General features: G+C 29.4%; 13 protein-coding genes. 12 read left to right on the plus strand and 1 reads right to left on the minus strand.

What is annotated here, in order from left to right:
- The first annotated feature begins 286 nt into the window (after positions 1-286).
- From HMPREF1552_RS09610 to HMPREF1552_RS09645, 8 genes are all read left to right on the plus strand, one after another.
- Positions 287-2,266 (plus strand): aconitate hydratase, encoded by a 1,980-nt coding sequence (locus HMPREF1552_RS09610; protein WP_196808139.1) that lies wholly within the window; start codon positions 287-289, stop codon positions 2,264-2,266.
- Positions 2,267-2,389: 123 nt separating this feature from the next.
- A complete protein-coding gene (locus HMPREF1552_RS09615) occupies positions 2,390-3,391 on the plus strand; it encodes an isocitrate/isopropylmalate dehydrogenase family protein (protein WP_021744985.1) in 1,002 nt (333 codons plus the stop codon).
- Between the two features lie 9 nt (positions 3,392-3,400).
- Positions 3,401-4,732: a citrate/2-methylcitrate synthase gene (locus HMPREF1552_RS09620; protein ID WP_021744986.1), complete on the plus strand. Its 1,332-nt coding sequence runs from the start codon at positions 3,401-3,403 to the stop codon at positions 4,730-4,732.
- A gap of 116 nt (positions 4,733-4,848) precedes the next feature.
- On the plus strand, positions 4,849-5,553 hold the full coding sequence (locus HMPREF1552_RS09625) for a UTRA domain-containing protein (RefSeq protein WP_039901573.1): 705 nt from the start codon (positions 4,849-4,851) through the stop codon (positions 5,551-5,553).
- Positions 5,554-5,568: 15 nt separating this feature from the next.
- The gene (locus tag HMPREF1552_RS09630; RefSeq protein WP_021744989.1) at positions 5,569-6,252 is read left to right on the plus strand and encodes a response regulator transcription factor; all 684 of its coding nucleotides are present in this window, start codon (positions 5,569-5,571) and stop codon (positions 6,250-6,252) included.
- A 36-nt stretch (positions 6,253-6,288) separates the two neighbouring features.
- Positions 6,289-7,644: a cell wall metabolism sensor histidine kinase WalK gene (locus HMPREF1552_RS09635; protein ID WP_021744990.1), complete on the plus strand. Its 1,356-nt coding sequence runs from the start codon at positions 6,289-6,291 to the stop codon at positions 7,642-7,644.
- Between the two features lie 346 nt (positions 7,645-7,990).
- On the plus strand, positions 7,991-8,278 hold the full coding sequence (locus HMPREF1552_RS09640) for a PepSY domain-containing protein (RefSeq protein WP_081686585.1): 288 nt from the start codon (positions 7,991-7,993) through the stop codon (positions 8,276-8,278).
- A gap of 28 nt (positions 8,279-8,306) precedes the next feature.
- Complete coding sequence (locus HMPREF1552_RS09645; RefSeq protein ID WP_039901592.1) at positions 8,307-8,663, plus strand: PepSY domain-containing protein; 357 nt, start codon at positions 8,307-8,309, stop codon at positions 8,661-8,663.
- Positions 8,664-8,917: 254 nt separating this feature from the next.
- Here HMPREF1552_RS09645 and HMPREF1552_RS09650 read toward each other — a convergent pair whose 3' ends face one another.
- A complete protein-coding gene (locus HMPREF1552_RS09650; protein ID WP_021744993.1) occupies positions 8,918-9,862 on the minus strand; it encodes an ROK family protein in 945 nt (314 codons plus the stop codon).
- Between the two features lie 268 nt (positions 9,863-10,130).
- On the opposite strand from HMPREF1552_RS09650, the gene HMPREF1552_RS09655 reads away from it, so the two are divergent.
- The 4 genes from HMPREF1552_RS09655 to HMPREF1552_RS09670 all read left to right on the plus strand — a co-directional run bounded on the left by HMPREF1552_RS09655 (position 10,131) and on the right by HMPREF1552_RS09670 (position 13,148).
- Entirely contained in the window at positions 10,131-10,778 is a 648-nt protein-coding gene (locus HMPREF1552_RS09655) for a hypothetical protein (RefSeq protein WP_021744995.1), read from the plus strand.
- 98 nt (positions 10,779-10,876) lie between these two features.
- On the plus strand, positions 10,877-11,518 hold the full coding sequence (locus HMPREF1552_RS09660; RefSeq protein WP_021744996.1) for a hypothetical protein: 642 nt from the start codon (positions 10,877-10,879) through the stop codon (positions 11,516-11,518).
- A 96-nt stretch (positions 11,519-11,614) separates the two neighbouring features.
- Positions 11,615-12,190: a hypothetical protein gene (locus tag HMPREF1552_RS09665; RefSeq protein ID WP_021744997.1), complete on the plus strand. Its 576-nt coding sequence runs from the start codon at positions 11,615-11,617 to the stop codon at positions 12,188-12,190.
- Positions 12,191-12,818: 628 nt separating this feature from the next.
- Entirely contained in the window at positions 12,819-13,148 is a 330-nt protein-coding gene (locus HMPREF1552_RS09670; RefSeq protein ID WP_021744998.1) for a hypothetical protein, read from the plus strand.
- Positions 13,149-13,160 lie beyond the last annotated feature (12 nt).

A 13,160-nucleotide genomic window follows, 5' to 3' on the forward strand; every position in this document is an offset into this window, starting at 1 on the left:
GATGTCTTTTTACATTTTTCTGCAAAGGGACATCTCCTTTTTTTATATAAATTAATTTTTTTTGATAATATTTTTCAAAACAATTTATTTGATATTCAAATAATAAAAAGTTTGATTAAGAAACAAGATTTGAATATACAAAAAGGCTGTATTTATTAGCTTAAAACAAAAGATTTATAATATATATGCAATTATATAAAAAATATATAATATATATCGTTGACACCGTTAATGATTAGTAATATAATGGAAGTATAATTGAAAGTTATGTAAGGAGGGCAATATTATGTCTATAAGTAAAAATTTGAACTCTAATAATATGAGTTTAACGTATAAGATTTTAGCTAAAAATCTTTTAAAGGGTGAATTGAAAGCCGGAAATGAAATTGCTGTCAGAGTTCATCAGACACTTACACAAGATTCCACGGGAACGATGGCTTATCTGCAGTTAAATGCTATGGATGTCGATAAAGTTGCAACTGAAATTTCTGTAGCTTATGTTGATCATAATATGCTGCAGTCTAGTTTTGAGAATGCAGATGATCATGAGTTTATTAAAACATCAGCTGAAAAGCACAACATAGTTTTTTCAAAACCGGGAAATGGAATTTGTCACAGATTACATTTGGAAAGATTTGGAAAACCTGGGAAAATACTGATTGGATCAGATAGCCACACTCCAACTGGAGGAGGACTTGGAATGCTTGCAATTGGAGCTGGGGGACTTGATGTTGCGATTGGAATGGCGCGAGGACTATATTATTTAAAAGTTCCGAAAGTTTACAATATTGAGCTAAGAGGGAAATTACAGTCTTGGGTGTCAGCTAAAGATGTTATTTTGTATGTCTTGAAACAGCTTACAGTAAAAGGTGGAGTTGGATACGTGATGGAATATACTGGAGATGGGATTAAATCACTATCAGTTGAGGACAGAGCAACAATTACAAATATGGGAGCTGAGTTAGGGGCAACAACATCAATTTTTCCAAGCGATGAGTATACAAAAATTTTTTTGGAAAAACAGTCACGGGGAGATGATTTTATAGAATTATTGCCTGATGAAAATGCGTTTTATGATGATAAGTTAGTTGTAAATTTGGATGAGCTGGTACCACTTGCAGCTTTTCCTCATAGTCCTGACAATGTACATAAAATTCCAAAGGACAAAAAATTAAAAGTCGATCAGATTGCGATTGGTTCATGTACAAATTCATCGTATTCAGATTTTATGAAGCTTGCAGCAATTTTAGATGGGAAAAAAGTTCATCCAGATGTAAGTCTTGTATTATCGCCAGGTTCAAGCAATATTATGAAAATGATTTCAGAAAACGGTGCATTGGCAAAGTTTATAGCAGCTGGAGCAAGATTATTAGAAGCTGCGTGCGGACCTTGTATTGGAATGGGGCAAGCGCCAAAAACGGATGGAATTTCACTTAGAACATTTAACAGAAATTTTAAGGGAAGATGTGGAACAATGAGTGCTGGAGTATATCTAGTAAGTACAGAAACGGCAGCTGCGTCAGCAATTATGGGATATTTGACTGATCCTAGAGAATTGGGAGCAGAAATTATTGTAGAAGAGCCTGAAAAATTCGAAATATCAGATAACTATTTTATTTTCCCAAATCCAAATGAAGAAGAAGCAAAAAGGGAAAGAGAAGCAGTAAAAATCGTAATGGGACCTAACATTAAGCCATTTCCGATTGGAGAAGAGTTACAAGACAGTATTACACGGAAAGTTATCTTAAAGACGGGAGATAATATTACAACAGACGATATTTGTCCATCAAATGCCGCATTACTACCATTCCGTTCAAATATTCCAAAATTATCCGAACATTGCTTTGAAACAATTATTCCAGATTTTAAGGAAAGAGCTGAAAAAAATAATGGCGGAATAGTTGTTGGAGGAGAAAATTATGGGCAAGGTTCAAGCCGTGAACATGCTGCATTATTGCCGCTTTATCTTGGTATAAAAGCAGTTATTGCAAAATCCTTTGCAAGAATACATAAGGCAAACTTGATAAACAGCGGAATTATACCATTAGAATTTGAGAATGTGGAAGATTACGATAAAATTGACGAATACGATGAATTACAGCTGTCGGACATTCTAAATTCATTGGTAAATGGAAGATTTATAATAAAAAATATTACTAAAAATACTGAATTTCCTGCAAAATTCAATGGTTCAGAGAGAGAACTTAAAATCTTAAAATTTGGAGGATACTTGAAATTTGCAACAAGTGATGAGTTTTTAAGTTAAGATTTTGGCTTTATTGTTCAAAATTAAGTTGGTAAAAACATAGAAATTGAGAAAATTACTTTCAATTTTTGAATTTTAAAGTTTTAATCGTATAGAAAAATAGAATAGGAAGAGTGATTTTTTATGAAGAAAGTAACATTAATACCTGGAGATGGGATTGGATATGAAATATCTGAAAGTTTAGTGGAAATTTTTAAGGCTGCTAAAGTTCCAATTGAATTTGAAACTGAAAATGCAGGAGCAGATGTTTATGAGAAAACAGGAGAATTAATACCAAACAGCCTTTATAAAAGCGTTGAAAAAAATAAAATTGCTATAAAAGGGCCGATTACTACACCGATTGGGAAAGGGTTTAGAAGTATAAATGTGTATCTTAGAAAAAAATATGATTTATATACAAATTTTAGACCCTCAAGAAATTTACCGGGAATTAAGACTCGGTATGAAAATATTAATTTAGCAATTTTTAGAGAAAATACTGAAGGAATTTATATTGGTGAGGAAAAGTATGAAAATGATGAAAAGACAAGTGCAATTGCTATAAAACGAATTACAAGGAAAGGAAGCGAACGAATTATAAGAAGTGCATTTGAATATGCAAAAAATAACGGACTTTCTAAAGTTACAGTTGTACATAAGGCAAATATACTGAAATTTACAGATGGAATGTTTCTGGAAATTGCAAGAGAAGTTTCAAAAAGTTATGAAGGAATTGAACTGGAAGAGCTTATTGTTGATAATATGTGTATGCAGCTTGTTACAAATCCAGAAAGATTTAGAGTAATTGTTACGATGAATTTATATGGAGATATTTTATCGGACTTAGTGGCTGGACTTGTAGGGGGACTGGGAGTTGCCCCGGGAGCAAATATTGGAGATGATATAGCTATTTTTGAAGCTGTGCATGGCTCTGCACCGGATATTGCGGGGGAAAATAAGGCAAATCCTTTGGCATTGCTGCTATCTTCATTAGAAATGCTAAAATATTTAAAGCTGAATGATTTTGCAGAAAATATAGAAAATGCTATTTTAAAGGCATTGGAAGAAGGGTGTAAAACGAAAGATTTGGGTGGAAATGCTGCAACGACTGAATTTACAAAAAAAATTATTGAAAATTTAGGATAGGAGGGCATTATGAAAAGTGATTTTATAAATGAGCTAGGCACGTTATTTAATCAGAATAATTCGATTTCAGACGATATTTACAATAAGCTTGATGTGAAAAGAGGGCTTAGGAATAAAAATGGGACAGGGGTTCTGGTTGGATTAACTAAAATTGGGTCAGTTTTAGGGTATTCGGTAAACAAAAAAGGGAAAAAGATTCCAGAAAAAGGAAAGCTTTATTATAGAGGAATTTCGATTGACAAGCTTGTTGAGCAGTTTGAGGAAGAGAAGACATTTTGCTTTGAAAAAACGATGTTTTTGCTACTTTTTGGAAAAGTTCCTTCTAATTTCGAATTAAAAATGTTTGTAAGCACGTTGAAAGAGTACAGGCACTTGCCGGATGAATTTATAGAGGATTTTATCTTGAGAAAACCTAGCACAGATATAATGAATCATCTTCAAAGAGCTGTTTTATGCCTGTATACGTTGGATGAAAATCCAGATGACGTGAGCTTATCAAATTTAATAGATCAGTCTTTAAGTTTAATTGCAAAATTTCCAAGTTTATTAGTATACTGTTATCAGGCATGCAATTATAAGCATTTTAAAAAGAGTTTGATAATTCATAATCCAATGGAGGAATACAGCATTGCTGAAAATATTCTTCATATGCTTAGAAGCGACAGCAAATTTACAAAACTGGAATCTGAAATACTGGACTTAATTTTAGTTATACATGCAGAACACGGTGGTGGAAACAATTCAACATTCACTTCGCACGTAATTTCTTCCACAAGGACAGATACCTATTCTTCAATTTCTGCTTCAATTGGTTCGTTAAAAGGGCCTATGCATGGTGGAGCAAATTCGATGGTTACAAAAATGATAAAGGATATGAAAAAAAATTCCAATCCTTATGATGAAATAAAATTGAAAGAATATTTAAAAAAAATATTTGAAAAAAAAGTATTTGATAAGACAGGACGAATTTATGGAATGGGACATGCAGTTTATACAGTTTCAGATCCACGTGCTGAAATTTTGAAAAAAAAGGCTTACGAACTGGCAAAGGAAAAAGATGCGCTTGAAGAATTTCAACTTTTTTCAAATGTTGAAAAATTTACGAAAGAAATAGGAAAAGAATTAAAAGGCAAAGATTTTGAAATTTGTGCAAATGTTGATTTGTATTCAGGATTTGTGTACAAACTTCTGAATATTCCACAGAATATATTTACACCATTATTTGCGTTGTCGAGAATAGCGAGCTGGAATGCACACAGGATGGAGCAGATTCTTGTTGATAAAAAATTAATTCGTCCAGCATATAAAGCAATTGATGAAGATGGAAATATATTTTTATAATTTTTTTAGAACAGGGAGAAGATTTTATTCTCCTTGTTTTTTATCTATTTTTCCATTGTCATTTTGCAATTTATGGGATATAATAAAATTGATGTTTCTTGAAAGGAGTTACACCAGTGAGTAAATATAAGGAAGTTTATAATGATATAAAGGAAAAGATTACAAATGGAACATTTAAGGCAAGAGAATTTTTAAAAAGCGAATCTGAACTTGCACGTAAATATTCATATTCAAAAGATACGATAAGAAAAGCCTTGTCAATGCTTGAACTAGATGGATATATTCAGAAAATTAAAGGAAAAAATTCGATGGTTCTTGAGAATGGAAGATTTAAAAATAGCCTGTCAAATTTACGTACTTCAAAGGAACTGAATCAAATTGAAAATATTAATATAAAAACCAATCTCATTGATTTGAGACTTATTCAGGGAGACTCTGAACTTATGAGAATTTTTGAAGTATCTGAAGAAGCTTTGTTTTATAGGGTTTTACGTACAAGAGTTTTGGATGGGGAAGCGCTTGAATATGAAAAGACTTACTTTGATAAGCGAATTGTACCATTTTTAGATAAAAAAATTGCAGAAAGTTCAATTTACGATTATCTTGAAAAAAAATTACATCTAAAAATATCCCATTCACGACGAGATATAAAATTTAGATATGCTACTGAAAATGAAAAAAAACATATGGATTTAAAAGACTTTAATCTAGTTGTCGTAATTGAAAGCCATACTTATCTTTCTAATGGAACATTGTTTCAGTATGGCGTAAATTTATATAGGCCTGATAAATTCGTTTTTTCAACAGTGGCAAAAAGATAGGCAAGGTGAAAATTTGTGAGAATTTTAGTAATTGAAGATGAAAAGAATCTGAATGATATAATTGTAAAAAAGCTAGTATTGGAAAAATATTGTGTGGATAGCTGTTTTAATGGAAATGATGCGCTGGACTATATTTTTTCTGTTGAATATGATGTTATTGTTTCTGATATTATGCTTCCTGGGATAGATGGATTTGAAATTTTAAGAAGAATAAGGGAGAAAGAAATAAAAACACCTGTTTTATTATTGACTGCAAGAGATGGAATAGAGGACAGGGTAAAGGGGCTTGACTATGGAGCTGACGATTATTTAGTAAAACCATTTGCTTTTGATGAACTGATGGCAAGAATAAGAGTGCTTTTAAGAAGAAATCCGTCAAGCAGTAATTCAAATGCAAATAATATATTCTCAATTGCAAATTTAACAGTTAATTGCAACTCTCACGATGTTTTTCGCGATAAAATGCCGATAAAGCTGTCAACTAGGGAATTTACAATTTTGGAATATATGATTAGAAATAAAGAGCGTGTGCTTTCAAGAGAACAAATTGAGCAGCATATATGGAATTATGACTATGAAGGCGGTACAAACGTGATAGATGTCTATATCAGATATTTAAGAAGAAAAATTGACAAGGATTTTGAACCTAAATTAATTCATACAATTCGTGGAGTCGGCTATGTGTTAAAGGCTGAATAGGTTTTAAATCTAAATAAAAAGGAATAAAAATAAACAATGAAAAGATTTTTTAATAACAGTTCAATAAAGTTAAAAATTGGTTTATGGTACATGGGAATTATGATTTTGCTTGTATTTTCATCACTGGCTATAGTTTTTTATATCAGTGAAAATATTATTCATTCGAGTGTACGAACTTATCTAAAAGATGTAGTAATTCATAGGCTTGACTATTTGACTATAAAAAATGGGGAAATTATAATTGACAGCAACTTTGATACAATGATTCAGAATGTGGAAATTGCCATTTATGACAAGGATTTCAAATTTCTTTACGGAAATTCACCAAATGGATTTGAGATGGACAATAGAAAGTCAAAGGATGATAAAATTATGATTATTAGAAGCAATAATCAGAAATGGTATGTCTATAACAAGACAATTGAACTTGGAAATTATGGAAAAGTATGGATTCGAGGAGTAATGCCTAATATTGGACAATCAAGTGCCATTGAAACAGTTATTCAGATTTCCTTTGTAATTTTGCCATTTTTCCTTATACTTTCAGCAATTGGAGGCTACATTATTACAAAAAATGCCTTTACGCCAATTGAAAAGATTAGAAGAATTGCAGAAAAAATCAACGAAGGAAATGACTTGTCACAGCGAATAAATCTTGGAAAAGGCGATGATGAGCTTCACACACTTGCAAATACTTTTGATGTAATGTTCGATAGGCTTCAGACATCTTTTGAAAATGAAATTCAGTTTACTTCGGATGTTTCGCATGAATTAAGAACACCGATTACAGTAATTTTGACACAGGCGGAGTACGGGAAAGACTCGATAAGTTCAGTCGAAGATGCACAAAAATCCTTTGGAATTATTGAAAAAGAAGGGCAAAAAATGTCAAAACTAGTCTCGCAATTACTAACTTTAGCTAGAATGGAACGAGGAAGACAAAAACTGAATATCGAAAACATCAATTTAAGTGAATTGCTAGAAATGATTATTGAAACTCAGACTTTAAGTGCAAATACTAAAAATATAAAATTTGTTACAAATATAATGCCTGAAATTTATGCAAGTATTGATGAAATGATGATTATGCGAGTTTTTACAAATCTAATTTCAAATGCAATTTCGTATGGAAAACAGAACGGAACAGTTACAGTTGAATTATTTCTTCAAGAAAATAGGATTGTCAGTAAAATTTCAGATGATGGAATAGGCATTTCGGAAGACAAGCTGGATAAGATATGGCTAAGATTTTATCAAGTAGATCCGTCTAAAAATGGTGATAATTCAGGACTTGGGCTTTCAATGGTAAAAAAGATTGTAGAACTGCATAAAGGAGAGATTTTTGTAGAAAGTGAACTTGGGAAAGGAACAACTTTTACAATAATTTTATAAAAACTGAAAAAATCAAAAAAAATTTTACACTCTAAAATAGTGATAAATAGCGGATAATATACAAAATTGAAAAAAATTTTTTAAAAAATGTAAAAAAATTAAAAGTTCTCATTTTTCTTTAATGTTTATATGGTACTATTATCTTGTCAGGAGGAGATGATATAATAGTTCAATTTTAGAACAAATTACTCGAGTAAAAAATAATCAGTAAATTGCTGTGAAAAAATGAAGAAATTAGTTAGTTATCAATTCAGAAAGGGAAGGAGGGAATTTATCAGGTAATTGTATATTGAAGAAAAAAGAGAAATAAATATTAGACAGAATTAGAAAGAAGGGGATGAAAGCGATGATGAAAAACAAATTACTAATATCAATGTTATCTGGAGTTTTAATTATCAATATAATGAGTTTTTCAGCTATGAAGGATCGTAAAAAAGTACCAGCGGTAAAAGCGAAACAAATAGCTCTAGCTAGAATCCCCGGAGCAACATTTGCAAACGTTCTTGAATTTGATTCAAAAGGCAGTAAATCTTATAAAGGACAAATTAATTACAGAAATACTGTCTACAATTTTGAAATAGACGTCTATACTGGAAAGATTATTAATTGGAGTGAAGAAAAAAGTAATAGATAAAAATAAAAAAGAGTTTATGGAGAAAAATATGATAAATAAAAAAATAATAAAAAAAGGGAATTTAAATTATACAATTACACTGATGGTTTTCCTGCTTTCTGTCAATCTTTTGGCAAAAGGAAGCACTGATTATGTTAAAAAGGAGAAATTAGTTCCGATGGTAAACATAAAAACATCCAATGGACAGATAACGCCAAGCAGGGCAAAGGAAATCGCATTGGGACACGTTGGAGTCTCAGAAGGTTCAGCTAATTTTAAAAAAATAAAATTAGATAATAAAAATGGAAGACCTGCCTATGAAATAGAGTTTATTGCAAACAGTTCCAGATATGAATTTACTATTGACGCTGTAAATGGCTCAATTATAAAATTTGAAAAGAGATAAAATAAAAATAAAGACTATATGGAAAATGAATAATATCTATATAGTCTTTTTATAATATTTAAATTTTATGGTGTTTTATACTATTTCCCATTTAAATAGCAAAAATCAGGGAATTCATGAAATTAAAGCCTTTTTTAAATGGTGTTTAGTATTAAATTATAAAATAGAGTTATTATAAATTCTTGTTTTCAAAGTTAAGTAGTTTATCAGTTAAATAAAAGATAATTTTTTTGAAAATCTTATTTAGCCGTAAATTACATCATTCCAAGATAGGCAGCACCTAAAATTCCTGCATCATTTCCAAGAGTTGCTGTAACAATTTTTAGATTTTCCAAAATCGATGGGAATGCTACATCTTTTAATTTTTCTTTCACACGGTCAAACAGGAAATCTCCAGCAAGAGCAACTCCTCCACCTACTACAACGATTTCAGGATCTAGTATGCTAAGCAGATTTCCAATTCCTAATGCTAATTTTTCCGCTTCATAATCAACAATGTCAATTGAAAATTCATCACCTTTTCTAGCAGCGTCAAATACATCTTTTGCTTCTAAATCTCTACCTTTTGTCATTTCATAAAGAAGGTTTTGTTTATTTATTGCAAGACGGCTATTTGCTTCACGGATTATCCCTGTAGCAGAAGCGTAGGCTTCCCAGCATCCTTTTTGTCCACATCCGCATAGTTTTCCATTTGGTTCAATTTTAATGTGTCCAACTTCTCCGCCAGCTCCGTGTTCTCCGCTTACAAGTTTTCCATCAACAATAATTCCGCCACCAATTCCAGTTCCGACAGCAAGACCTAGTACATTTTTATATCCTTGCGCAGCACCCTTCCACATTTCTCCAAGTGTAATAACATTAACATCATTATCAACTTTTACTGGTTTACCAAGATTTTTTTCGAATTCCAATGCTAAATCCATTCCATGTTTCCAAGGGAAATTTGCCCAAAACTTAACAACTCTGGAATTTAACACAGGTCCTGGTACTCCAACACCAACTGAGACAACATTATCAAAATTAACATTAGTTCCTTCAATTTGAGTAATTAGAATTTTTGACAATCTTTGAATTGTCTCAGAAAATCCTTCCATTGAATCAGTTTTTACAATAGTCGTAAAAATGATATTCCCTTTTTCATCAACAAGTCCAATCTTTGTATTAGTTCCTCCTAAGTCAATTCCTACATAATATTTCATATTTCCTCCTAAGTACAGTTTTATTTATATAACACATAGCAAAACATCTTTAAAATTAATTGTTATATCAATATAAGTTTACCTTATTTCTTCTACTTTTTCAATATTTTACAAAATTTTTTTTTAATGATATAATGAAAATATATTTTTTAAATACAGATATTTATTTTAAAGAAGCAATAATAAATGAGAAGGAAATAATTATAAGTACAAAATTATTTATATAGCTGGTAAAAATAAATTTTTTTGAAAGGAATGATATAATAAATTGAACGAAATAAAAAAAGGAATAATAATAGGTTTGTTATTAACTTGTGTCTACAGTATAGGAGCATATATTTATAAATATCAAGTTAAAAAGAAAACGGAAATTCAAATAAAAAACAGAAAAAATAATGAAACAAGTAAAGAAAATGCAGAAAAAGACATTGATACACAAAACTTACAAAATGAAAATGATAAGATAATCAATGGCTATAGACATAAAAATGGCTATGTATATAAATGGTCAGATAATGAAAAATCTTCATTTGTAAAAAGAAGCCTTGGATATGAAAAAAGATTTTCCAAAACAGCAAGTCAAGAAGAGCTGGACAATGGATTAAAATCAGAATATTGCGATGCAATAAAGGAAATTGAGAAAGTTGACCAGAAAACAGTTCCTGGAACTGATATTCCTTTTAGAAAGGCAACTTATACACAGGTGGATGATGCATATAAGAAATACTTGCAAAAAATAGCTCAAATAAGACAGGTGGTTTCTATTATAAAACCAGATAATCTAGATAACGAGATATACTTTGAAACTCGTATAAAGTGTTGGTATAAAGGAACTAACTGGAATAATGCCAATTCAAAATTCAAGCATTTGGCAAGAGATTTTTATAGTGCGGAAGTTAATGACTATTATAAATAATCCATTGATATTAAAGTATGAAAATTTATAAGGAGATAAAAATATATTTACAGAAAGGAAGATATGATATTTAGTTTATTATCATCGCTAAGTAAAAAATGGAAATAGGGAAAATACTGGGTGAAATAAAAAAAGGTATAATAATAGGATTGCTATTGATAAGTTTTTATGGCATAGGAGTGTATGTTTATAAGAATAAAAATAAAGTAGAAACTAAAATTGAAATAAAAGACAGAGAAAATAATGAAATAAACAAAGAAAATACATTAAAAGACATTGACGCACAAAATAAAAATGATAAGATAATCAATGGTTATAGACATAAAAACGGCTATGTATATAGATGGTCAAAAAATGAAAAATCTTCATTTGCAAAAAGAAGCCTTGGGTATGAAAAAAGGTTTTCAAAAACAGCAAGTCAAGAAGAGTTAGAAAATAATTTGAAAAAGGAATATTGTGATGCAATAAAGGAAATTGAAAAAGTTGATCAGAAAATAGTTCCTGGAACTAATATTCCTTTTAGAAAGGCAACTTATACACAAGCAAATGACGCCTATAGGGAATATTTACAAAAAATAGCTCAAATAAGACAGGTAGTTCGTGCTATATTACCAGATAACAAGGAAGCTTTTGAATATCATATAAAGTGTAGATATAAAGGAACTAACTGGAATAATAAAAATTCGGAATATTCAGTAGCTAGTTTTTATAGTGAAGAAGTTAATGATTATTACAAATAATTCATTAATTCTAAGTTTTAAAAATTTTTGGAATACCATGTATATTTACGGAAAGGAAAATATGATATTTAATACATTATCATAAACAAATATAGAATGAGAAGTGGAAATATTGGAAAAATACTGACAGAAGTAAAAAAAGGGATTGTAATAGGTTTATTATTAATAAGTTTTTATGGTGTGGGAGCATATATTTATAAAAGTCAGACTAGAAATGAAGCAGAATCTGAAATCAAAATAAAAGATGATGACAAAAATAAAGGAAACATTGAAGCTAATTATGAAATTTATGGATATAGGTATAAAAATGAAGGTGATAAAGAATCTAAAGTTTTAAAAAGAAACTTAGGTTATGAAAAAAGGATTGCAGAAGCAGTAAATAAAGAAGAAGTACATAATAAGCTAAAATTAGAATATTGCGCTTCAATAGCCGAAATAAAAAAAGTTGATAAAAAAATAATGCCAGGTACAAATATTTCTTTTACGCAAGCTGCCTATACTCAAGTAAAGAATGCTTATGAAGGATATTTGCAAAAGATAGCTCAAATAAAACAAGCAATATTAACAATCGAAAATAAAGATATAGAAAGAGAGACAGGGTGTTATTATGAACCAACTAGATGGGACAAAGTAAATAATTTAAACTATAGATTGAAGGATTTTCTTCAGTAGATATGTATTAGCTATAAAAGTTGAAATAATTATAGCTTTTGGATTTTTAGAAAAATTTAAATACACTTAAACATAGAAAAGCTATTTTGGGATAATGTTTTCCTAAGATAGCTTTTTTAGTTTGTTAAATATCAGATTAATTTCTACATATTTTAAAATATGCTATAAAACTTTTTAATACGAAAATAGAATAATTTATATAACTTATTTCAAAATGCTATAAAACAATATATTTATTATATTTTTATATATAACATAATTATATTTATGCAAAAAAATAAATATTTATAAAAAAATATATTGACACATTATATAAAATACAGTATAATATTTCTGTAATAAAAAATAAGAATAATTTTTATAAAATTAATTCGTACAAATAAATATTTATTTTTATAAACTTTAACTCGATATAAAAAGAAAGAGAGGGCATTTTTTGAAGAAGATAAAAAAATTATAAATACACTAATAAAAATTTTTACATAATTAGTACGCAAAAAGCAATTTTATAAAAAAATTTAGTTTTTATTTTTCAAACACAAAGAATGTATACCCTATTTTTTACTTTAAAAAAAAGTTAGAAGGGTATGATATAAGGGAAATTAATTAAATAAATTTGGAGGTATTTATGAAAAGTAAACTAAAACTAATATTATTAGTAACTATGATTAATTTAAACTGTGTGAGCTATTTTTCTAATTTTTGTAAAGTGGCTGGAGAAAAGAATACAAGTAAAAAAAGAATTTGTACTTTTTATAAAGCAGGTAAAAAATTATTTGGTGAATCTAGTAAGGTACTTGGAATTGCACTTGATATGGGTATTAATGGAAATAGAGTTGTTAGTAAAAAGACAAAAGCAAAGACAAAGAAAGGTAAAAATTTAAAAACAGATGTTGAAAAGATAAGTAGTACAGAAACTGCAAAAGAACCAAAGAGAAAAAATAAAAAACAAATATAAGATAAAGAATGA

Origin of the sequence: Leptotrichia sp. oral taxon 879 str. F0557 (assembly GCF_000469385.1) — a bacterium.
Taxonomy (GTDB): Bacteria; Fusobacteriota; Fusobacteriia; order Fusobacteriales; family Leptotrichiaceae; genus Leptotrichia; species Leptotrichia mesophila.

Bases quoted from the DNA above. Each gene is read 5' to 3' on its own strand.
- HMPREF1552_RS09610 (WP_196808139.1), top strand. From the start codon at position 287: ATGTCTATAAGTAAAAATTTGAACTCTAATAATATGAGTTTAACGTAT.
- HMPREF1552_RS09615 (WP_021744985.1), top strand. From the start codon at position 2,390: ATGAAGAAAGTAACATTAATACCTGGAGATGGGATTGGATATGAAATA.
- HMPREF1552_RS09620 (WP_021744986.1), top strand. From the start codon at position 3,401: ATGAAAAGTGATTTTATAAATGAGCTAGGCACGTTATTTAATCAGAAT.
- HMPREF1552_RS09635 (WP_021744990.1), top strand. From the start codon at position 6,289: ATGAAAAGATTTTTTAATAACAGTTCAATAAAGTTAAAAATTGGTTTA.
- HMPREF1552_RS09640 (WP_081686585.1), top strand. From the start codon at position 7,991: ATGATGAAAAACAAATTACTAATATCAATGTTATCTGGAGTTTTAATT.
- HMPREF1552_RS09645 (WP_039901592.1), top strand. From the start codon at position 8,307: ATGATAAATAAAAAAATAATAAAAAAAGGGAATTTAAATTATACAATT.
- HMPREF1552_RS09650 (WP_021744993.1), bottom strand. From the start codon at position 9,862: ATGAAATATTATGTAGGAATTGACTTAGGAGGAACTAATACAAAGATT.
- HMPREF1552_RS09660 (WP_021744996.1), top strand. From the start codon at position 10,877: ATGGAAATAGGGAAAATACTGGGTGAAATAAAAAAAGGTATAATAATA.
- HMPREF1552_RS09665 (WP_021744997.1), top strand. From the start codon at position 11,615: ATGAGAAGTGGAAATATTGGAAAAATACTGACAGAAGTAAAAAAAGGG.
- HMPREF1552_RS09670 (WP_021744998.1), top strand. From the start codon at position 12,819: ATGAAAAGTAAACTAAAACTAATATTATTAGTAACTATGATTAATTTA.